A 20,753-nucleotide genomic window follows, 5' to 3' on the forward strand; every position below is an offset into this window, starting at 1 on the left:
GACCGGCCGTCAAAGCCACCGAGGAGAAGCTGCTCCGCGCGCAAGCCTTGAATCGGCTTTGATGAGCGTTTAGTGGCTTCGGCGATGACACTGCCCAATCAACCCTTGCGCGTTGCCGCGATCTACAGGTTTGCCCGGCTCGACGAGTTCGAGGCATTGCGCGCGCCGCTCGCCGCCTTCTGCTGCGGACGCGGTATCAAGGGCACGCTGCTGCTGGCGCATGAGGGCATCAACGGCACGGTCGCCGGCGGCGAAGCTGACATCGCCGCGCTCATCGATCATCTCGAATCCATCGAAGCTCTCGCCGGTCTCGAGGTCAAGTACAGCAGCGCCGCGCAGATGCCGTTCCACCGCATGAAGGTGCGGCTGAAGCGCGAGATCGTCACCATGGGCGTTAGCGATATCGATCCGGCGGCAAGCGCCGGCACCTATGTCGCACCGGCCGACTGGAACGCGCTGATATCGGATGCGGACACGATCGTCATCGACACGCGCAACGCCTACGAAGTATCGATCGGCACTTTCAAGGGAGCGGTCGATCCCGCGACGACCAGCTTTCGCGAATTCCCGGCCTGGGTCGAGCAGCATCGGGCCGAGCTCGTCGGCCGGAAGGTGGCCATGTTCTGCACCGGCGGCATACGCTGCGAGAAGGCAACCGCCTATGTGAAGTCGCTCGGCTTCGAGGATGTGTTCCATCTCAAGGGCGGCATCCTGAACTATCTCGAAGAGGTGCCCGCCGAGCAAAGCCTCTGGCAGGGCGAGTGCTTCGTCTTCGACGAACGCGTCTCGGTGTCGCACGGCCTGGTCGAGGGGGAGGCCGAACTTTGCCGCGCCTGCCGGCATCCGCTAACCGGGCAGGACCTGCTGTCGTCGAAATACACCGCCGGCATCTCATGCCCGCATTGCTTCGATGCCCGTTCCGACGAGGATCGCGCCCGCTACGCCGAGCGTCAACGCCAGGTCGAGCTTGCGCAAGCGCAAGGCAGGGCTCCGCACATCGGACGTTAGAGCGACGTGCGTCCGCTTGGGCGCATCACCGGCAAAGCGCCCATCCGTCATTGTATGTCCATATGTGGGGCCTACCTGTTCAACGTCCGAAAACCTGCCCGGCGCTTTCGGCCGGCCAATTCTGGAGGCATTGATGTTCGATCCCAAGAAGCTCCTCAACGATCTGCTCGGCTCGCAAATTCCAGGAACGGGGTCGACCGTGCGCGACAAAGGGGGTCAGGCGATGCAGATGGCCAAGGACAATCCGCTGGCCGCCGGCGCGCTGGCCGCGGTGCTGCTCGGAACCGGCGCCGGCCGTCAGGTCACCGGCACGGCGGTGAAGCTTGGTGGGCTGGCCGTTGTCGGCGGTCTCGCCTACAAGGCCTACCAGAACTACAAGAACGGCAAAGCGCCGGCGGAGGCGACGGCCGGCCAACCGGAATTGCTGCCGCCGCCCGCCGACACCAGCTTTCATCCCTCACAAGCGCCGCAAGGCGAGGACGAATTCACGCTGACGCTGGTGCGCGCGATGATTTCGGCGGCGAAGGCCGACGGCCATATCGACGACGACGAACGGCAAAAGATCGCCGGCAAGCTCAGCCTCGCGGGCATCGACTCCGACGCAGAGAAATTCCTGATGTCGGAACTGGAAAGGCCGCTCGACCTGGATACGCTGGTCGCCGGCGCCCAAACCGACGCCCAGAAGCTCGAGCTCTACACCGCCTCGCGCCTCGCCATCGATCCGAATACTCGTGCCGAACGCGGCTATCTCGATCTGCTGGCCGGCCGCCTCAGCCTGCCCGATGCACTGCTCGACCACGTCGAGGCGACGGTATCGGCGGCAAAAGTGCCGGCGCCAGAGGTGTCAGGGGTGCCGGCGTCAGGGGTGCCGGGATCGGGCAAGGCAACCGCCAATTCGCGCTGGTAGGCTTCACGGCCGCGGAGAGCGGGATGCCGACGTCCTTTCGCGTTAATGTCTCGTTTACCCAGGAAGCGCATGATTTTAAGCAGTCGGATCGGCTTTCCTCCTCCCAGGCCGGTTCAGATCAGGGCGGCCGCCAATGGCCGCCCTTTTCTTGAGCGGGTTAGCGCATGAGCCGAAATCGGAATCGATTTTTGGAAGGGATCATGCGCAAGATGCTCGAAATCAAGGTGCTATGGCGTCCCTGCGAACACGCGGCGCTGCAGGAGGACAGTTATGACAGACTACAAGACAGCCATCGTCACCGGCGCCGGCACGGGCATCGGCAAGAGCGTTGCTACGGCGCTCCTCAGGTCCGGCTGGAACACGGTATTTTGCGGTCGCCGCAAGCCGGTGCTGGACAAGGCGATCACTGAGGCCGGACCGACGCCGGCCAAGGCGCTGGCGGTCGCCTGCGACATCAGCAAGGCCGAGCAGGTCGACGAGATGTTCGAGACGGTGGCGGCGGCTTTCGGTCGTGTCGACCTGCTCTTCAACAATGCCGGCGCGGGCTACAGGTCGACATTGATCGACGAGATTCCCGTCGAGGTGTGGAACGACATCGTCGGGGTCAATCTCACCGGCTCGTTCCTGTGTGCCCGCGCCGCCTTCGGCGCCATGCGCAGGCAGCAGCCGATGGGCGGCCGCATCATCAACAACGGCTCGGTGTCTGCCTACGCGCCGCGTCCGGGCTCAGTACCCTACACCGCGACCAAGCACGCTATTACCGGGCTGACCAAGACGCTGGCGCTGGACGGCCGGCCCTTTGATATCGCCTGCGGCCAGATCGACATCGGCAACGCCCTGACCGACATGGCGCAGGCCATGACGGTCGGCGTGCCGCAAGCCAACGGCTCCATCGCCGCGGAAGCGGTGATGGATGTTCAGCACGTCGCCAATGCCGTCGTCCACATGGCCAGCCTGCCGCTCGACGCCAATGTGCTGTTCATGACCGTGATGGCGACGAAGATGCCATATGTCGGGCGAGGGTAGTCGCTCAACGAGCGGTCCTAGGACTGCGTAGCCGAAAGCGGCACGCCGGGAAGATACAGCGAAATCGGGCGGATCTCGTAGACGGCGGTCGGATTGACGCGGCGAAGGTCGCGCGCAATCGCGATCGCGGCGTCTCGCGTGGCGCAGTCGACGACGTAGAGCCCCAACAATTGTTCCTTGGTTTCGGCGAAGGGCCCGTCAATGACCATTCCGGCGCCCGGGCCGCGCAAGGTGCAGGCGTCTTTGGTCGCCCCGAGCCGCGCCGCCGGGCCGAGCCTGCCTTCCCGGTAGAGCCGTTCGTGGATCTGGAGCAGGTCGGTCATCAGCGCCGCGTCCTCCTCCGGCGTCAGCGCCGTGATCACTTCTTCCACGTGATAGGCGAGGATGGCATAGAACATCTGACATCTCCTTTCGTCGGTCGTGTACCCGCCCTCACTTGCCCAGAAACGTCTTGATACGCTCCAGCGCGCGCAGGATGTTCTCCTCGGAATTGGCGTAGGACAGCCTGATATAGCCTTCGCCGAGAACGCCGAAATCCGGTCCGCCGATCAGCGCCACGCCGGCATCCTCAAGCAAAGCCGAGGCGAGTTTCTTGGCCTTCCAGCCGGTTTTTGAGACATTGGGGAAGGCATAGAAAGCGCCCTTCGGCGTGATGCAGGAAACGCCTGGCAAGGCGTTCAAACCTTCGACTACGACCTTCCTGCGGCGGTCGAAGGCACGCATCATCTTGTCGACGTCGTCCTGTGGGCCGTCGATGGCGGCGATGCCGGCATACTGGCTCGGCGCGTTGACGCAGGACCAGCAATTGACCGCCAGCTTGCGCACCTTGTCGTAGAGGTGGGCGCCCTTGTCGCCGTTCGGCCAGATCGACCAGCCCATGCGCCAGCCGGTCATCGCCCAGGTCTTCGACCAGCCGTTGAGCACGATCAGCCGATCGCGGATCTCGGGGAAATTGAGCAGCGAGCAGTGCGTCTCGCCGTCATAGCTCATCACGTCGTAGATCTCGTCGGAGAGGATGGCGACGTCCGGGTGCGCTTCCAGTCCCTTGACCAGCTTCTCGATCTCGGCGCGGGGGGTGACCCCGCCGGTCGGGTTGGCCGGCGAGTTGAGGATGAGCAGCCTGGTCTTCGGCGTAATCAGCGCCAGCGTCTCCTGCGCCGAGAAGGCAAAGCCGTTCTCCTCGCGCATCGGCACCGGTATCGGAGCAGCACCGGTGAACTCAATCATCGAGCGATAGATGGGAAAGCCGGGATCGGGATAGAGGATTTCGGCGCCCGGTTCGCCGAACATCAGGATCGCGGCGAACATGGTCGGCTTGCCGCCGGGCAGGATCATCACCGCCTCGGGCGACACCTCGACGCCGGTTGTGGTCAGCGTGCGGCGCACCACCGCTTCGCGTGTCGCCAGCAGGCCGTTGGCCGGCGTATAGCCGTGATGGCCGTCGCGCAGCGCCTTGATTGCCGCCTCGACGATATGCTGCGGCGTCTTGAAGTCGGGCTGGCCGATGCCGAGATTGACGATATCGCGGCCCTGGTGGGCGAGCGCGGTGGCACGAGCCAGCACCGCGAAGGCATTTTCCTCGCCGAGGCGGTCGAAGGCCGAAATCGTGTGGAGCATTTTTCCCGTCCGTGTGGTTCTTTCGCCGAGCGAGCGTTTTTGTGAGCGTCCTTTCGCAAAAGTCAAACGGATTGGAGCTTTGGGTGTCGGAAAATCTCAAGAATTGGCAGCCGCGCCCGCGGCCGGAGCGCAAGGTGCTGGAGGGGCGCACTGTCAGGCTTGAGCGGCTGAGCGCCGAAAAGCATGGCGACGGCCTGTTCGAGGTGTCGTCGGTGCCTGATGTCGACGGCCGCTTCGCTTGGCTGCCCGATTATCCGCCGCAGACCCGCGCCGCCTTCCAGCCGTGGCTGGACAAGGCCGAAGCCAGCGAGGACCCGCTGTTCTTCACCGTCATCGACAAGGCCAGCGCGAAGGTCGCCGGACGCCAGACGCTGATGCGCATCGACCCTGCCTATGGCGTTATCGAGATCGGCAACATCTATTGGGGTCCGCTGATCTCGCGCAAGCCGGCGGCGACGGAAGCGCAGTTCCTGTTCATGAAATACATCTTCGACGAGCTTGGCTATCGCCGCTACGAATGGAAATGCAACAACCGCAACGAGCCGTCGAAGCGCGCGGCGGACCGTTTCGGCTTCAAGTTCGAGGGCATTTTCCGCCAGCATCTTGTGGTCAAGGGCGAAAACCGCGATACCGCGTGGTACTCGATCATCGACAAGGAGTGGCCCGCACTGCGCAGAGCCTATGAGGCATGGCTCGATCCGGGCAATTTCGATGGCGACGGCCGGCAGAAGCGACGGCTCGAGGATTTCCGCGCCGAGTTCGGCGCCTGACCATGATCCCGAAAAGTGGAAGCCGGTTTTTGCTGCGCTGACCTTCGGTTCGGGCAAGATCATGGTCAAAACAAGAAGATAGAGCCTCCCTCCGATTCTGCCGGGATGGATCAGGCTCTGACAGGAGTTCGCAGGTGGCGCATACCCACGACCATGGTTCGCAAGGGCATGACCGCAGCCATGGCGCCGGTCATGTGCACGGCTCGACCGACAAGAAACGCGTGCTGGTCGCGGCCTGCCTGACCGCCGGCTTCATGGTCGTGGAAGCGCTTGGCGGTCTGTTCACCGGATCGCTGGCGCTGCTGGCGGATGCCGGCCACATGCTCGCCGACTGTATCGCGCTCGGCCTTGCCTGGTATGCTTTTCATCTGGCCGGCCGGCCGGCCACCGTTCGCCTCACCTATGGTTTCGGCCGGGTCAAGACGCTGGTCGCCTATACCAACGGCATCGCCATCTTCGCCATTGCGCTGTGGATCATCTATGAGGCCTGGGAACGCCTGCTGACGCCTGCGCCCGTGCTCGGCGGGCCGATGCTGGTCGTGGCGATCGCCGGCCTGCTGGTCAATATCGGCTGCTTCTTCGTGCTGCATGGCGGCGACCGCGACAGCCTGAACATGCGCGGCGCCATCCTGCACGTGCTCGGCGATCTGCTTGGCTCGGCGGCGGCGATCATCGCTGCGCTGATCATCCTGGCAACGGGCTGGATGCCTATCGATCCGATCCTGTCCGTCCTTGTCTCACTGCTGATCCTGTCCACGGCCTGGTCGCTGATGCGCGAAGCAGCCCATGTCCTGCTCGAAGGCGTGCCGGCGAGCCTCGATCGCGACCTGATCGCCAGGGACATAGAAGGGACGGTGAACGGCGTCCGCGAGGTGCATCACATGCATGTCTGGTCGCTTGACGGGTCAAGCAACATGGCGACGTTGCATGCTTGCCTCAACGATGGCGTCGATGCCCACAAAGCGGTCAGCGCCATCAAGAAGCGGCTTGCCGCGGCACATGGCATTGCCCACGCCACCGTGGAACCGGAATACGGCCATTGCGCCGACAGCCATGATAAGCACGATGGCGAGCACGACCATGCGCTTGATGCGGCTCCGCATCATCGCCACCATCACTGACCCCAGGAGTTTCATGGCATTGGTAGCGAAGTTGATGAATTCCCGCCCTGTCAGGGCCGCGTGATGGATCGCGACACGCGCAACGCGGCGATCGGCGCCCTCTGGGTACTGCTGCTGTTCGGCATCGCCGCCTACTATTTGCCAACCGTGATGCTGGCGGTCGGCCGCGTCTCGACCATTCTTGCCGCTCTCATTGCCGCTGTCTTCATGGTGGCCATTTTCGTCGTGTTTTGGCTGCGTGGCCGCAGCCAGCGCAAAAAGGATCATTGATATGCGTGTTTTGATTACCGGCGCGGCAGGCATGGTCGGCCGCAAGCTCATCGCCCGGCTGGCGAAGGACGGAACGCTCAGCGGCCGGAAGATCGCCGCGCTCGACCTTCACGATATCGTGCCGCCGCAGGCGCCGACACTGGAAGGCGTCGACGTCACCATCCATACAGGCGATCTCGCCGCGGCGAGCGCGATGGAACGGCTGGTCGCTTCGCGCCCAGACGTGATCTTCCATCTCGCCGGCGTCGTGTCGGGCGAGGCGGAAGCCAATTTCGATCTCGGCTACCGCGTCAATCTCGACGGCACAAGGTTGCTGTTCGATGCCGTAAGACTGGCGGGGTTTGCGCCGCGCGTCGTCTTCACCTCGTCGATCGCCGTTTTCGGCGCACCGTTCCCGGACATCATCCCCGACGAATTCCACCCGACGCCGTTGACCTCCTACGGCACGCAGAAGCTGATGGGCGAAGCGCTGCTCGCCGATTATACGCGGCGCGGCTTCTTTGACGGCATCGGCATCAGGCTGCCGACCATCTGCGTCAGGCCGGGCAAGCCCAACAAGGCGGCGTCAGGTTTTTTCTCCGGCATCATCCGCGAGCCGTTGAGCGGCCAGGAGGCCATATTGCCGGTGCCGCGCTCCGTCGTGCACACCCACGCCAGCCCGCGCTCGGCGGTGAATTTTTTGATCCACGCAGCAGCGATCGACGGCAGCGCCGTCGGGCCGCGCCGCAATCTGACGATGCCCGGCGTCGCCGTCACGGTCGGCGAGCAGATCGAGGCCCTGGAACGCATTGCCGGCGCCAGGGCGGTGAAACTGATCCGCGAAGAGCCCGATGATACGATCTGGGCGATCGTCAATGGCTGGCCGACACGGTTCGAGGCGCGGCGGTCAAGGGAGCTTGGCTTTGCCGCCGAAACCAGCTTCGACGACATCATCCGCGCCCATATCGAGGATGAACTGGGCGGGAAGATCTAACTTGCGTTGATATTCAGGTCACGGTGGGCTGTACTACGCCAATTGCCGACCTCGGCGCCGCCCCTCACCTGCCTGCCGGCATCCTCTCCCAGTATAGTGACGGGGAGAGGGGGCTGGCCGCACCCTCGCCGCGTCTTTGCAGCGCTGGATATTGGCGAAATCCTTTGCGAAGGCACCCTTCTCCCCGTCACTATACGGGGAGAAGTGCCCGGCAGGGCGATGAGGGGCGGCGCCTGCGTATCGAGACGTCATCCGCCAGCCGTCAGGCTCGCCGACAACAGCAGCAACCCGAACAAAAAGACAAAGGCTGCGCCGCCGATCTCGACGATCGAGTGGATGCGGTTGCCCATGCGGCCGTCGCCGGCGAAATAGACTGCCCAGTTCTTGGCCGTCACCGCCAGCGTCGCCAGGATCGAGACCGTGATCGCGGTGCCGAGCGCCATCGCCAGCACCGACAGGATGCCGCCGAACCACAGCCCGTTGAGCATGGCAAAGCTCAGCACGATCAGCGCGCCCGAGCAAGGCCGGATACCAACCGCAGCCACCGCCGACCAGGCGGTGCGCCAGTCGAAGCGGTCGCCGGAAAGCAGCGCCGGGTCGGGCGCGTGTGAATGTCCGCACGTCTCGCAGACCTCGCCCGCCGCATGATGATGATGATCGTGCCCGTCATGGTCATGGTGATGGTCGTGTGCGCCATGATCATGGTCGTGGCCATCATGGCCATGTGCGTGAAGCGCATGGGAATGCGCCGAATGAGCATGTGCGGAATGTGAGTGGCCCGCATGGGCCGCCGACAGGCTGTAGGCAGGGTTGGCGCCGGCCAGGCGAAGGATGGCGGGGCCGGCCTTGCGCCACAACAGCCAGGCGCCGAACAGGGTGATGAAGACAAAACTTGTGACTTCGAGGAACCATGCCGCAACGGTCATCGATATGGTGGTGCCGCGCAGGACGAAGTAGGCGAGCATCATCACCAGGATCGCCGTCAGCGCCTGCAGCAGAGCCGAGACGAAGGACAGCATGATGCCGCGCTTGAGCGCGACTTCGTTCGCCACCATGTAGGACGAGATCACCGCCTTGCCGTGACCGGGGCCGGCAGCATGGAAAATGCCGTAGGCGAAGGACAGGCCGATAAGCAGCCACAGCTTGCCGCCGTCCTCGCGCATCGCCTTCATCGCGCCGGCAAGCGCGCGGTAGAATTCCTGCTGGCGCAGATTGATCCACATCAGGATTTGGGCGAACGGGCCGGTGGTGGGAGCTATCCCGTCATTGGTGCCGATGCCGAGCGAGCTCTGGGCGTGGGCGGCGCCGAGGACGTGCGTCGTCACAAGGGCGACGGCCAAAAGGCCGAGGGCCAAACGCAGGGACGGTTTCGTCACCGGATTATCCTTCTGGCTGACAGTTCAGTTCAAGCTTGGTCGCAAAGATCTTGCTCATATCGGTGCCTGTCGGATCGTTGAAGAAGGCGTCCGTCAGGGTCTTCTGGTTCTCGGCGATCGCCTCGTCGGGGTTCGGACGAACGACCTTGCTCGTGCACGTCGACGGCAAGCCGGCGACCTGCATATTGGCATCCTCGGTGAAGTCGATCGCCGTGTAGAAGGTCGGGTCATAGACGCCGATATCGATCTTGCCGGCCAGCCTGGTCGGCGCCTTAGGTTCGGATTCGAACAGGATAATGAGCTGGTCGTTGTCGAAATTCGCCATCAGCTGCGGCGGCGGGCTCATCGCCTCATCCTTGCCGTTGACGGTGACGAGCTGGAAGTAATTGAACTCCGCCAGCGAAGCATGGACGGTGTCGGCGACTTCCTTCAGTTCGTTGTCGTCGAGCTTCAGGTCGGAGTTCTTGTCGAACTCCATCATCACTGTGCTCGAAAACAAATCGTCGAAGCGCCAGACATGGCGCAAGGCCTTCACGCTTTGGTGATCCGGGCTGAGGATCACTTCGAGGCGAGCCTCGGCGAAGACGTGGGGATGCACCTCGGCTGGCCCGACCGTGGCAAATATTGCCGCCATGGCCGAAGCCATCATGATTGCTTGCCGCTTCAGGTGCATTCTGAGTGGTGATTCCATTGACTTCGTTGACTGTCGAGAGTTACCAGAAAGCGGGCGAAAATGGGACCCCGGGCGGCTAAAAGCTCATGCATTGTCAATCGTCTTGAACCACTGCACCAGGAAATCAACAAAGACGCGAACTTTCGCGGGCAAATAGCGCCGGTGCGGATAGACGGCGAAAATACCGCCACCCGGCAGGATGCGGTCATCCAGCGCGGTCACCAGCCGGCCATTTTCGATATCGGGCGCGGCGATGAAATCCGGCAGGATGGAAAATCCCAATCCCGCCACGGCGGCGGCCCTTGCCGCCATCGGACTGTTGACCTCGATCGGACCTGAGACCGAAACGGTCACCGTGTCTCCGCTGTCGCCCTTGAACGGCCAGTTGGTCAGCCAGCGGCCATTGGTGTCGATGATGCAGGGCACGCGGCCAAGGTCCTGCGGCCGCGCCGGCATGCCGTGCCTGGCGATCAGCTCGGGAGATGCGCAGAGCCGCACCGAGAACGGCGCCAGACGCCTGGCGATCAGCGAGGAGCTTTCCAGCCGCGAAATGCGCACGGCGAGATCGAAACCTTCCTCGACCAGATCGACGAAGCGGTCGTCGAGATGAATGTCGAGCACGATGTCGGGATGCTGCTTTGCGAAGTCGATCAACGATTGGCCGATCGGCGCATCGGCAAAGGTGCGTGGCGCCGACAGCTTGATCCTGCCGCGCACGTCGCCGGAGGATTCGCGCACCGCATCGGCCAGGCTGTCGACCTCACGGACGATTTCCGAGGCGCGGCGGTAATAGGTGTGGCCGGCCTCGGTCAGCGAGAACTGCCTGGTGGTGCGGTTGAGCAGCAGCGCGCCGAGCTCGTCCTCCAACTCGCGCACATATTTCGACAGCAGCGCCTTGGAGCGGCCGATTTTGCGCGCCGCTGCCGAAAATCCTTCGGCCTCGACAACGTCGATGAAGGCGCGCATGCGGGTCAGCGTGTCCATGTCATGCGCTCCTCTGGTGGGCTGAAAGGATGCGCGCGGCAAGCGCCATCAGCTGGCGGTCGCTGTTTTTCGGTCCGAGCAGCGAAAGGCCGAAGGGGGCGCCATCGACCCGGCCCAGCGGCAGAGTGATCTGCGGAAAGCCGGACAGGCCGGAAAGACACAACAGTCTCAGCGCGCGTTCGCGATAGGTCTGCAAATCGTCGAACGAGGCGGCCTTGAGCGGGGCGGCACCTGGAGCGGTCGGCAGCACAAGGACGCCGTCCTCGCCAAGCAGGTCGGCAAGCTCAAGACGAAACGAGACGCGACGTTCCGTTTCAAATTGTGCGGCTGCTGCGTCGATGGTCGCACCATGCTCGAAGCGCTCCTTGACGCCGGGGCCGAGCATCCGATCGCTGCCGGCGATCCAGGCACCGTGATTTTGCCAGGCCTCGTACCCCTGCAGCTTGCGGAAGCACCAGTAGAGATAGTCGGTGGAATGCGACAGCGGGGCAACGGTGCGCGGCGCGCCGCCCAGCACCGATGCGACAGTGCGGACCAGGGCGCGATACTCGTCGGCCTCCTGCGGGCCGAGCACGAGCCCGTCCAGCGCACCCAGGGCGAGGGGACGCTGGAACTCGTGGTGGTGCAGATCGTCGCCGAGCAGCACCGCGCCGACCATGTCATAGGTGGCCATATCCTTGGCGAACCAGCCGAACGTGTCCAGTGAAGGGGCCAGCGGCATGGCGCCTTCGAGCGAGATGCGGCCATGCGTGGTCCTGAGGCCGATCAGTCCACAAAAGCTTGCCGGGGCGCGGATCGAGCCGCCGGTGTCGGAGCCGATGGCGATGTCGGCAAGCCCGCCGGCGACCGCGGCGGCGGAACCGGAGGAAGAGCCGCCGGTGACGCGATCAGGTGCTGCCGGATTGACCGGCGACGGAAAATGCGCGTTCAGCCCCATCAGCGAGAAGGCCAGTTCGTCGGTCTGCGTCTTGCCGACGAAGCGCGCGCCCGAATCAAGCAGCGCCTGGACGGCCGGCGCCGTCGCCGAGGCGGGTGAGGCCTGCTGGTATTTTTGCGGATTGCCGCAGCCGGTGCGGTAGCCGGCGACGTCGTAAATATCTTTGACGGCCAGCCGCAGGCCGGCAAGCGGGCCGGATTGAGCATTGGATACAGGTATACTGTCGAGGTCGAGAAAAGCGTTCAGGGGGCCACGAGTGCCTGTCATGCGTTCGATATCCGGATACAGTTGTTGCAACATTGTTCGACGCCAGGATTTTTACAACCTGGCGTACGATTTTTATTGATTGTGAAATCCTACGACCTTATATCGCGCTTGCCCAAAGTCGCACGTGCCTGTGGGTGTCCGCCGATCCTCAAAATGGTGAGGGATATCGGTAAGGTAACTGGAGCTAACCCCTCCAGTCGGTTTAGCGGCCAACCGCCAGACCGAGGACACCTTGAAGCAACGACGGTGCGGGCCTTTCTGGTGTTCTGCCGGTCGTCCAAAGACCGGGGTTACTGAAGAGGCACACCTTCATTGCCGGCAGTGCGGAACGGGTTCTCCCAATCCAAGCCAAGGCAGACAAAGCGAACCGAGGCCGGGCAAGGCCGAGGTTCACCGCCGCGAGACGGCGCTTCATGGTTCCGGGGTCTCCACCGGCTGGTTCCATGGATTGACGTCCCGCCTTTGTCCACCGCGTGTTCGCGAGGTCGATGACCCGTGTCCCGCAGCCTTTGTGCGCGCCGAAAGGCGCTGATGGAGAGACCCCGATGGCTACCCAGCGCATCCTTGACTTCCTCGCCACCCGACGTCCGAACGGCCCATGCCTGGTCGTCGATCTCGATGTCGTGCGCGACAATTTCCGCGCCTTCGAGAAGGCGCTTCCCGATTCGAAAATCTACTATGCGGTGAAAGCAAATCCGGCGCCGGAAATCCTGCGCCTCCTTGCTGCGATGGGCTCGTCCTTCGACACGGCTTCCGTTGCCGAAGTCGAGATGGCGATGGACGCCGGCGCGCCGGCGGACCGCATCTCCTTCGGCAACACGATCAAGAAGGAGCGCGACATCCAGCGCGCCTATCAGCTTGGCATCCGGCTGTTCGCGGTGGACTGCGTCGAGGAGGTCAATAAGATCGCCCGCGTTGCACCCGGCGCCCGTGTGTTCTGCCGCGTGCTGACCGACGGCGAAGGCGCCGAATGGCCGCTGTCGCGCAAGTTCGGCTGCGTGCCGGCGATGGCGGTCGACGTGCTGCGCCGTGCCAGGGCGCTCGGGCTCGACGCCTATGGCGTGTCGTTCCATGTCGGCTCGCAGCAGACCGACCTGGCCGCCTGGGACCGCGCGCTCGGCGACGCCAAGAAGGTGTTCGTCACGCTCGCCGAGGAAGGCATCGTGCTCAAGATGGTCAATATGGGCGGCGGTTTTCCGACCCGTTACCTCAAAGACGTGCCGGTGGCGCAGGCCTATGGCCAGGCGATCTTCTCGGCGCTGCGCAAGCATTTCGGCAACGCGATTCCCGAGACCATCATCGAACCGGGCCGCGGCATGGTCGGCAATGCCGGCGTCATCAAGTCGGAAGTCGTGCTGATCTCGAAGAAGGCCGACAACGATAATGTGCGCTGGGTCTTTCTCGACATCGGCAAGTTCGGCGGTCTCGCCGAGACTATGGACGAGGCAATCCGCTACCCAATCGTGACCGCGCATGACGGCACCGAGACCGCGCCATGCGTGCTCGCCGGCCCGACCTGCGATTCGGCAGACGTGATGTACGAGAAGACGCCATATCCGCTGCCCCTGTCGCTGACCATCGGCGACGAGGTGCTGATCGAGGGCACTGGCGCCTACACGACGACCTACGCCTCGGTCGCCTTCAACGGCTTCGAGCCTCTCCGATCCTACGTGATCTGACGGCTTCGGCCCTCAGATCACCCGAGGTGGGCGCCTGTCGCCCGCCCGGGCTCGCCTGTGGAACAATCCGCTCGTGAAGGATCGCGGCAATGGAAATTGTGGATTTCATTGTTGAAGGCGCTGCGGGAGTCTCCCCCCTTGAGGGGGAGATGGCCGCAAAGCGGCCAGAGGGGGTCGGCTCAGCCGTCGCGACCTCTCTTGGGCTGTGTGGGGCCGGCGCTTCACGCGCGTCGACCCCCTCTGTCGCCTTCGGCGACATCTCCCCCTCAAGGGGGGAGATTGCTGGCGCTTTCGTCATCACCGCTGAAACCGCTGCTGACGTTTCGGCGCGCGAGGCTTTGCTCGATCGCGCCATGGGGCCGAAGCGCCGGAAGAAATCATCGGAAAAGCTGCGGCGCGGCCGCCGGCCTTCGGAAGGCCTGGCCTTTGTCGCGCGTGATGGGTCGGGCGCTGTCACTGGCACAGTGCGGCTCTGGGACGTCGTGCTGGGCGAGGGCGGTAGGTCTGCCCTTCTGCTTGGCCCGCTCGCCGTCGATCCGACAATCAAGAATGCCGGCATCGGCTCGGCGCTGATGCGCCATGCAATCGCTGAAGCCGCGCGCCTCGGCCATGTGGCGATCCTGCTGGTCGGCGATGCGCCCTATTACGAGCGCTTTGGGTTTTCGGCCGAAAAAACCGGCTCGCTCGCCATGCCAGGCCCTTATGAGCGGCACCGCCTGCTGGCGCTGGAGTTGGTGGAAGGCGTGCTCGCCGGCGCGCAGGGCACGCTGAAGGCGGCGGGGCGCAAGCTGAAGGCACAGCGGCTGCCGCTCGCTGCCTGACGATCGGAAACAAGCCGCCGCCATCGGGCGGCGGCTTGTTTCATCCCGAATTGGTTGGATCAGCCGATCAACTGGCTCAGCGCCATGGCGACGCTCATGTCGCCTTCGACCTTTATCTTGCCGGACATGAACGCCATCGTCGGGTTGAGATCGCCCGATATCAGCGACTCCAGATCGTCGAGCGAAAGCTTTATGGTGCAGTCGGCGGGCGCGTCGGTGGTCGACACGTCAGCGCCGTCGATGACGATGACACCGTCGTCACCGGTATCGAATTTCACGGAACGATCGAACCCGGCACTCGCCACGCGCGCGCTGATCTTGTCGGCAATTTCCTGAACGCCCATGGCCGTTCTCCTCGTCTGGGGCACTTCGGTCTGGACACTTCGATCCGGCCGAAGTCGCCGTCTTGCGCATTTTGCGATCACGGTCGCTGGCGCATATAGCTTTGGGTTGACGTTTACGTCAACGCGATTCCCCAGCTGAGATGGATTTTATCGCCGCAGCGAAGCTGCGACGTCCGTACTGCCAGTTACACGGTTTGCATCATTCAAACAGACGAGGACAGTGGCCAAGCCTGTCCCTAGCGTGGCTCGGCTCATGCGCGACCGCGCGATCAGGGGATGGGGATGAACCCGTATCCGGGAGGCGAGGATCGCGGCCCCATGATCGCGGTAAAAGGGGATGTTCAGTCATGAAAATCAAAAGTCTGATCAAGCGTGCCGAGACGGTGGACAGGGCATTCAAGCAGCTCGAAGCCGATTTGGCGGATGCCTTCGATGAGTGTCTCAACCTGGACGACGAGCAGTGGCCGAACGTCCCGGATGAGAATCTCGCGGCATGGAATGACAACTCTCAGCCTGAGGACGATGCGGACGAGATCGCATTGCGGCTGACTTCCCATACACAAACCCGCCTGGCTGCGTTAAGTGCCGTTGATGGACTCTTTGACGATGCGCGCGAGTATCTGGAGGAGATCAACACGAAACTGTCGGAGGTCGCGACCTCGCATCATCTGACAAGCGAATTCCTGAAGCTGCTTCACGGGGACATCCTTCGCGCCAACGAATTGGAACTGGCAAATGTCAGCCTGACCACGCAGCAAAGAGTGCTGGCGGAGCAACTCCACGATGCGACCAGAAAGCAGAGCGAGCGTGAAAGCGCTGTCGCGGCCCTGCAGCAGCGCGAGACAAGCCTGGTCGAGGACAAGGAGGCCCTTCGCGGTGAGTTGGCTGCAGCAAGGCTGGAAGTCGTCGTGGCAGGCAATGCGAACGCAAAACTCGAAGCGGAGTTCGGCGACCTCGTCAGAACGCTTTCGGCCAGAACGGCCGAGGCAAACAGATGCGCGCGCGAGAACGAGATATTGCGGGAAAAACATGTCTGCCTGTCGATCGACTTCGATAAGGCGCTGAAACGAGAAGCCGAGTCGCGGCACAGGCTGGATGAAATCTCGACGATTCATGCCAATGACGCAGCGCGAATTTCAGAATTGCTGGCTGCGCTTGGCAAGAGCGAGAAGGAGGAACTGCGGCTGCAGAAATCGCTCGATATCGCGCAAGCGAAGCTGTCGGAAATGACGGAAGCGGCCCGTATCGTGGAAGGTGACAGGGAGGCCGAGCGTGCACGTAGTTTCACCGAGATCGGCGGCCTGCGCTCTGAAATTTGGAACCTCCAATCGCGGTTGGAGGCTGCCTCGAACGAGAACAGTCAAGCCGCCAGCGAGATCGCCAATCTCAAGGCTCAATGGAGCGACGCTGTCGCCGAAAAGCAAATTGCGGAGGAAAGGTTGTCCGTTCTCAGAAAGGAGAACGAGAACGACAAGATGCACCTTTCGACGGTGAGCGCGAATTTTTCGCAGCTTTCGCTGCAGCAGGCATCCGAACAGATACAGCTCGATGTCCAGAGGCAGGAATGCGAGGATCTGCGAGCCGAAGTCGCGTTGCTCGATGCCCGGGTCAAGGAATTGTTGCCTTATGAGCGTCTCCACAAGGTGACAAACGCCAGACCAAATGAGAACGGCGTGGTCGAGATCACCGGTGTCGTTGCGGAGAAGGCCCGCGCCACGAGCAGGCGGCGCGTCCGTACTAGCCTGCGCGCTGCATCCTGAGCGCGGATGTTTATACGCCGCAGTCTTTACGGGAACAGGCTGAAGGGCACACCCACGGCCTGATCAGGCCTCGAGGAAGTCCAGGGCCTTTTCCACGAAGGCGGCGTGATACTGGAAAATGGCCGTATGCCCGCCGTCCTCGTACAGGACCAGTTCGGCATTGGGAAAGCGCCGTGCCAGGTCGACGGAATTGCTGGTGGGCACCATTCTGTCGTGATCGCCATTAACCACGAGGACCGGGTGCCGGATACGCGACAGGTCGGCAGGGCGCTCCTGGCCAAAGGCACAGATAGCCTTGAGCTGCTGTCTGAAAGCGCCGAGCGCGATGGGCTTGTCGCGGTCATTGGTCCGTTCCTTCAGGCGCTGCAGAAACTCGCGCGCCGCCTTCTTGCCGTTGGGGGTTTGGGTGAAGAAGAGGTAGTTCTTTGGGTCCTTAATGGTCAGCGCGGCGCGGACCATGTCGAAGATGGTGACGAATGGGTAAGAAAGATTACCGGCACCCCTGACGTGGGCCCGAGCTCGCGGTAGGCGAATTTCGTACCCCCGACGTCGACCGTCTTCGTCGGCACGTCCCTGTGTTTGATGATCGCGGCAGGTCGCGACAGATGATGCACGTTCATGATGGTTTCCCTTCTTCTGGCTTGTCGTTCTCGCGGGGCTGGAGCAGCGCCTTCGCCGCCACCGCGCCAGCCTCAAGAATGCGATCGGACAGCTCGGTTCCGTTCACCGCGCGCGAAAGCTCAAGCGTGCCGATCAGGGTTGCGAAGACGCCAAATGCGACGGCCTCGGGGTCGCGGACGTCGGGCGTCAGCTCGGCCGCCATCAGGCGTACGAGCTTGAGCAGGTGCTCGGCGTAAACCTGGCGCGTCTCGAGCGGCTCACGCGCAATTTCGGGCAACAGCGCGGCTGAAGCGCAGCCTTTGCCTGGATTGTCTCGGTGTTCCGCCGACAGATACGCATCGATGGCCATTGACGGCCCTCCGGCCGCCAATAGCTCCTGAATCTGGGTCGCCTGAGCCTCCAGGGCGGCGGCCACACTCTCACGCACAAGCGCCGCCTTGGACGGAAAATGGGGATAGAAAGCGCCGTTGGTCAGTCCCGCCTCGCCCATGATGCCGGCGAGACCTGATGCAGCGATGCCATCGGAGCGAAACCGTTCGGTCGCCACATCCATGATCCGCTGCCGCGATGCGTCCTTCCTGCCCTTCTCGTAGCGCATGTCATTTCTCCTTCCATCTGCTATTGCATTATAATCATAATATCAGTAAATGCTCGTAATGCAATAGGGACGCGTCACTCCGGGTCTCCTCAATTTGGGAAAGCTGCAATGAAGGCCTTCATCGTCGATCGATACGCAAAGCACGCTCCCCTGCGGCTTGGAGACGTTCCGGAGCCGGAAGTCGGGGAGAAGGACGTGCTGGTGCAGATCCATGCCGCCAGTCTCAATCAGCTGGACTCCAAAATCAGGGACGGAGAATTCAAGCTCATCCTGCCCTACCGCCTGCCCTTCGTTGCGGGCCATGACGTGGCCGGAACGGTCATTCGCGTCGGCTCGAAGGTCCGGCAGTTCAAACCGGGCGACGAGGTCTATGCGCGACCGCGCGACGGTAGGATCGGAGCTTTCGCCGAGTACATCGCCATTGATGATGCGGACGTGGCCTTGAAGCCAAAAAACCTCAGCATGGAAGAGGCTGCGTCGATTCCGCTGGTGGGTCTGACCGCCTGGCAGGCGCTGGTCGAAAGGGCGAAGCTGAAGAAAGGACAGAAGGTCTTCATTCAGGCCGGCTCCGGCGGAGTGGGAACATTCGCCATCCAATTGGCAAAGCACCTCGGCGCGACGGTCGCCACGACAACAAGCGCCTCGAACATGGATATGGTCAGAAAGCTGGGCGCTGATGTCGTCATCGACTACAAGAAGGGCGACTCCGAGAAAGTCCTTTCGGGCTACGTCGTCGTCCTGAACAGCCAGGATAGCAAGACGCTCGAAAAGTCGCTGCGTGTGTTGAAGCCAGGCGGCGTCGCCGTTTCGATCTCCGGTCCGCCCGATCCCGGCTTTGCCAGGGAGAAGGGTCTGAGCATGGTGCTTAGGTTAATCTTGCGCCTTTTGAGCGCCGGCGTCAGGAGGCGAGCGAAACGCGCAGATCTCCGATATTCGTTCCTGTTCATGGCGGCCAATGGGGCGCAGTTGACCAAGATCACGTCGCTCATCGAAACGGGCGTCATCCGCCCGGTCGTGGATCGCGTCTTTTCGTTTGAGCTGACCAATGAGGCCTTGGCCTACATCGAGCAGGGCCGGGCCAAGGGCAAGGTTGTCATCAAGGTGAAATAGCTCTCAATGCTTCAGGCGACCACGTCCGCCTCTTGGCACAACTTTAGGTTGAGGAGGACTTCTGCGCGACATGCATTAATGCTCGATTGGTCCTTTCGGCATGACGATCGCGGTGCCGGCGGTTGTCGGACGCTCGATCATGCGGCGGACGCGCGGCGGCTCGTCGCCGCTGTGCAGCGCCCGCACGCGCTCGCCGATAACAGCGTCGGCATGGGTGGCCCGCTTGTTGTGGCGGATGTATTCGAGCCATGTCGGCGTGTGATAGTGCTCGATCCATATTGCGGGATTTTCGAGATCGCGCGCCAGCGTCCAGTTGCGGGCGCCGTCACGGCGGCGGATGCGGCCGCGTTCAGCCATGGTGGCTAGGAATTCCGGCACGTCCTCCTCGCGGATGATGTACTCGATCATGATGGCGATGGGGCCGCTGCGCAGTTTTAGGTCGAGCGCAAGATGCGGCTCCTTGAAACGGTTCAGCGGATCGAGGTTGAGAACCGCCTGCTGCGGCAACGGCAACAAGAGGCCAACCGCACCGCCCGCCAGCATCGCGACAGCGGCCGCGGTCAGCGCGAACTCGGCGCCTTGCGCATCGGCGACAACACCCCAGATCCAGCTGCCGAGCGCGATGCCGCCGAAAGTTGCCGTCTGATAGACCGAGAGCACCCGGCCGACCACCCAGCGCGGCGTCGACATCTGCACCGTGATGTTGAAATGCGACAGCGCTACCACCCAGCAGGCGCCGCCGATGAGCAGCCCGAGCGACGTTTGCCAGGCCTGATCGCTGACGGCGGCATTGAAGGCGCAGAGCGCAAAGCCGGCGAATGCCATGCGCACCATCGTCTCGCTGGACAGCATCTGCCTCAGCCGGACGCTGATCAGCGCGCCGCCGACGGCGCCGATACCGAAAGCACCGAGCATGATGCCGTAGGTCAAGGCATCGCCCTTGACGACATCGCGCGCCACCAGCGGTAGCAGCGCCAGAACCGCGCCGGCGCTGAAGCCGAAAGCCGCACCCCTGACCAGCACCTTGCCGATATTGGGCGACATGGCGACGTAACGCAGGCCAGCACCCATCGCTGCGCCCAGCGTCTCGCGCGGCAGTGTCGAGGCCGGCAATTCCGGTTTCCAGCGGGCCAGCACGATGATCAGCCCGACATAGCTCAATGCGTTGGCGGCAAATGCCGCTGCAGCACCTGCGGCGGCAACGATGATGCCGCCGATCGCCGGGCCGACGCTGCGCGTCAGGTTGAAGCCCAACGAGTTGAGCGCGACGGCAGCCGGCAGCTTGGCGCGCGGCACCATGTCGCCGACAGAAGCCTGCCATGACGGGTTGTAAAGCGCCGTGCCGCTGTTGATCAGGAAGGCGAAGGCGAGCAGCGTCCACGGCGTTATCAAGCCAAAATAGGTGAACACGGTCAGCAGAACCGAGACGACCAGCATGAAGATCTGGGCAATCAGCATGACCTTGCGTCGGTTGAAGCTGTCGGCGATGGCCCCGGCAACGAGCGCAAACAGCATGATCGGCAAGGTGGTCGAAGCCTGGACCAGCGCAACCTGATAGGGCGAGGTGGCGATCGTGGTCATCATCCAGGCGGCGCCGACGCCCTGGATCAAGCCACCGAAATTCGAAACCAGACTGGCGGACCATACGGCGCGGAAAATGCCGTGTCGGAACGGTGCCAGCGCCGAGACGCGTTCGCTGTCCGGCTCGTCGTCGATCATGGATGCTTCCCCGACTTCAAATGCTGCGTTCTTCCAGAATCGGTGCCCTCATGCCGTCCCTTAGAAGTAGAGCATGACTTTGCAAAGGGCGAACGCCTTTTCAAAGAAGATCATGGTCCAACAATAAGATAGCGGTGGCCGGGACAGTTCAGCGGCCATTCTTGCAGGCCGC

22 protein-coding genes are annotated in these 20,753 nt (G+C 62.9%); 11 read left to right on the top strand and 11 right to left on the bottom strand.

The annotated features are described in order from the left end of the window. The first annotated feature begins 84 nt into the window (after positions 1-84). The 3 genes from trhO (at position 85) to NMG70_RS17670 (ending at position 2,941) form a co-directional block, all read left to right on the top strand. Entirely contained in the window at positions 85-1,008 is a 924-nt protein-coding gene (gene trhO, locus NMG70_RS17660; RefSeq protein WP_254025734.1) for an oxygen-dependent tRNA uridine(34) hydroxylase TrhO, read from the top strand. Positions 1,009-1,141: 133 nt separating this feature from the next. After that, positions 1,142-1,915 carry a tellurite resistance TerB family protein gene (locus tag NMG70_RS17665; RefSeq protein ID WP_254025735.1) on the top strand — a complete coding sequence of 258 codons (774 nt, stop codon included), beginning with the start codon at positions 1,142-1,144 and terminating at the stop codon, positions 1,913-1,915. A 270-nt stretch (positions 1,916-2,185) separates the two neighbouring features. After that, positions 2,186-2,941: an SDR family oxidoreductase gene (locus NMG70_RS17670; protein ID WP_254025736.1), complete on the top strand. Its 756-nt coding sequence runs from the start codon at positions 2,186-2,188 to the stop codon at positions 2,939-2,941. A 17-nt stretch (positions 2,942-2,958) separates the two neighbouring features. Here the strand turns inward: NMG70_RS17670 and NMG70_RS17675 are convergent, their stop codons facing one another. Next, entirely contained in the window at positions 2,959-3,339 is a 381-nt protein-coding gene (locus tag NMG70_RS17675) for a YciI family protein (RefSeq protein ID WP_254025737.1), read from the bottom strand. A 34-nt stretch (positions 3,340-3,373) separates the two neighbouring features. Continuing rightward, complete coding sequence (locus tag NMG70_RS17680) at positions 3,374-4,558, bottom strand: pyridoxal phosphate-dependent aminotransferase (protein WP_254025738.1); 1,185 nt, start codon at positions 4,556-4,558, stop codon at positions 3,374-3,376. Between the two features lie 83 nt (positions 4,559-4,641). Between NMG70_RS17680 and NMG70_RS17685 the strand changes: the two genes are divergently transcribed. The 4 genes from NMG70_RS17685 (at position 4,642) to denD (ending at position 7,692) form a co-directional block, all read left to right on the top strand. Next, positions 4,642-5,328, top strand: coding sequence for a GNAT family N-acetyltransferase (locus tag NMG70_RS17685; protein WP_254025739.1), 687 nt, complete (start codon positions 4,642-4,644; stop codon positions 5,326-5,328). Positions 5,329-5,462: 134 nt separating this feature from the next. Then, complete coding sequence (locus NMG70_RS17690; RefSeq protein ID WP_254025740.1) at positions 5,463-6,449, top strand: cation diffusion facilitator family transporter; 987 nt, start codon at positions 5,463-5,465, stop codon at positions 6,447-6,449. Between the two features lie 63 nt (positions 6,450-6,512). Next, positions 6,513-6,719 (top strand): hypothetical protein, encoded by a 207-nt coding sequence (locus tag NMG70_RS17695; RefSeq protein ID WP_254025741.1) that lies wholly within the window; start codon positions 6,513-6,515, stop codon positions 6,717-6,719. A gap of 1 nt (position 6,720) precedes the next feature. Next, complete coding sequence (gene denD / locus NMG70_RS17700) at positions 6,721-7,692, top strand: D-erythronate dehydrogenase (RefSeq protein WP_254025742.1); 972 nt, start codon at positions 6,721-6,723, stop codon at positions 7,690-7,692. A 248-nt stretch (positions 7,693-7,940) separates the two neighbouring features. Here denD and NMG70_RS17705 read toward each other — a convergent pair whose 3' ends face one another. The 4 genes from NMG70_RS17705 to NMG70_RS17720 form a co-directional block, all read right to left on the bottom strand. Next, a complete protein-coding gene (locus NMG70_RS17705; RefSeq protein ID WP_254025743.1) occupies positions 7,941-9,068 on the bottom strand; it encodes a nickel/cobalt transporter in 1,128 nt (375 codons plus the stop codon). Between the two features lie 4 nt (positions 9,069-9,072). Further along, positions 9,073-9,741 carry a DUF1007 family protein gene (locus NMG70_RS17710; RefSeq protein ID WP_254025744.1) on the bottom strand — a complete coding sequence of 223 codons (669 nt, stop codon included), beginning with the start codon at positions 9,739-9,741 and terminating at the stop codon, positions 9,073-9,075. An 84-nt stretch (positions 9,742-9,825) separates the two neighbouring features. Then, complete coding sequence (locus tag NMG70_RS17715) at positions 9,826-10,725, bottom strand: LysR family transcriptional regulator (protein ID WP_254025745.1); 900 nt, start codon at positions 10,723-10,725, stop codon at positions 9,826-9,828. Position 10,726: 1 nt separating this feature from the next. Beyond that, positions 10,727-11,929, bottom strand: coding sequence for an amidase (locus NMG70_RS17720; protein WP_254025746.1), 1,203 nt, complete (start codon positions 11,927-11,929; stop codon positions 10,727-10,729). A 545-nt stretch (positions 11,930-12,474) separates the two neighbouring features. Between NMG70_RS17720 and odc2 the strand changes: the two genes are divergently transcribed. Next, entirely contained in the window at positions 12,475-13,608 is a 1,134-nt protein-coding gene (odc2, locus tag NMG70_RS17725) for an ornithine/lysine decarboxylase (protein WP_254025747.1), read from the top strand. 257 nt (positions 13,609-13,865) lie between these two features. Continuing rightward, positions 13,866-14,429 carry a GNAT family N-acetyltransferase gene (locus NMG70_RS17730; RefSeq protein WP_436798416.1) on the top strand — a complete coding sequence of 188 codons (564 nt, stop codon included), beginning with the start codon at positions 13,866-13,868 and terminating at the stop codon, positions 14,427-14,429. Positions 14,430-14,488: 59 nt separating this feature from the next. On the opposite strand, the gene NMG70_RS17735 is transcribed toward NMG70_RS17730, so the two are convergent. Next, a complete protein-coding gene (locus NMG70_RS17735) occupies positions 14,489-14,773 on the bottom strand; it encodes an SCP2 sterol-binding domain-containing protein (RefSeq protein WP_128183502.1) in 285 nt (94 codons plus the stop codon). A 347-nt stretch (positions 14,774-15,120) separates the two neighbouring features. Between NMG70_RS17735 and NMG70_RS17740 the strand changes: the two genes are divergently transcribed. Beyond that, positions 15,121-16,533, top strand: a complete 1,413-nt coding sequence (locus NMG70_RS17740) for a coiled-coil domain-containing protein (protein ID WP_254025796.1) — start codon at positions 15,121-15,123, stop codon at positions 16,531-16,533. A 63-nt stretch (positions 16,534-16,596) separates the two neighbouring features. Here NMG70_RS17740 and NMG70_RS17745 read toward each other — a convergent pair whose 3' ends face one another. From NMG70_RS17745 to NMG70_RS17755, 3 genes are read right to left on the bottom strand one after another with little or no spacing between them, the layout of a single operon-like run. Further along, positions 16,597-16,992: an alpha/beta fold hydrolase gene (locus NMG70_RS17745; protein WP_254025749.1), complete on the bottom strand. Its 396-nt coding sequence runs from the start codon at positions 16,990-16,992 to the stop codon at positions 16,597-16,599. After that, positions 16,974-17,153 carry a hypothetical protein gene (locus NMG70_RS17750; protein ID WP_254025750.1) on the bottom strand — a complete coding sequence of 60 codons (180 nt, stop codon included), beginning with the start codon at positions 17,151-17,153 and terminating at the stop codon, positions 16,974-16,976. The genes NMG70_RS17745 and NMG70_RS17750 overlap by 19 nt, the downstream gene beginning before the upstream one ends. Next, complete coding sequence (locus NMG70_RS17755; protein ID WP_254025751.1) at positions 17,150-17,752, bottom strand: TetR/AcrR family transcriptional regulator; 603 nt, start codon at positions 17,750-17,752, stop codon at positions 17,150-17,152. Before NMG70_RS17755 ends, NMG70_RS17750 begins: the two co-directional genes overlap by 4 nt. A gap of 108 nt (positions 17,753-17,860) precedes the next feature. Between NMG70_RS17755 and NMG70_RS17760 the strand changes: the two genes are divergently transcribed. Then, positions 17,861-18,862 carry an NADP-dependent oxidoreductase gene (locus tag NMG70_RS17760; RefSeq protein ID WP_254025752.1) on the top strand — a complete coding sequence of 334 codons (1,002 nt, stop codon included), beginning with the start codon at positions 17,861-17,863 and terminating at the stop codon, positions 18,860-18,862. Between the two features lie 75 nt (positions 18,863-18,937). Here the strand turns inward: NMG70_RS17760 and NMG70_RS17765 are convergent, their stop codons facing one another. After that, positions 18,938-20,581 (bottom strand): MFS transporter, encoded by a 1,644-nt coding sequence (locus tag NMG70_RS17765; RefSeq protein WP_254025753.1) that lies wholly within the window; start codon positions 20,579-20,581, stop codon positions 18,938-18,940. Positions 20,582-20,753 lie beyond the last annotated feature (172 nt).

Origin of the sequence: Mesorhizobium ventifaucium (assembly GCF_935822925.1) — a bacterium.
GTDB classification, from domain to species: Bacteria; Pseudomonadota; Alphaproteobacteria; order Rhizobiales; family Rhizobiaceae; genus Mesorhizobium; species Mesorhizobium ventifaucium.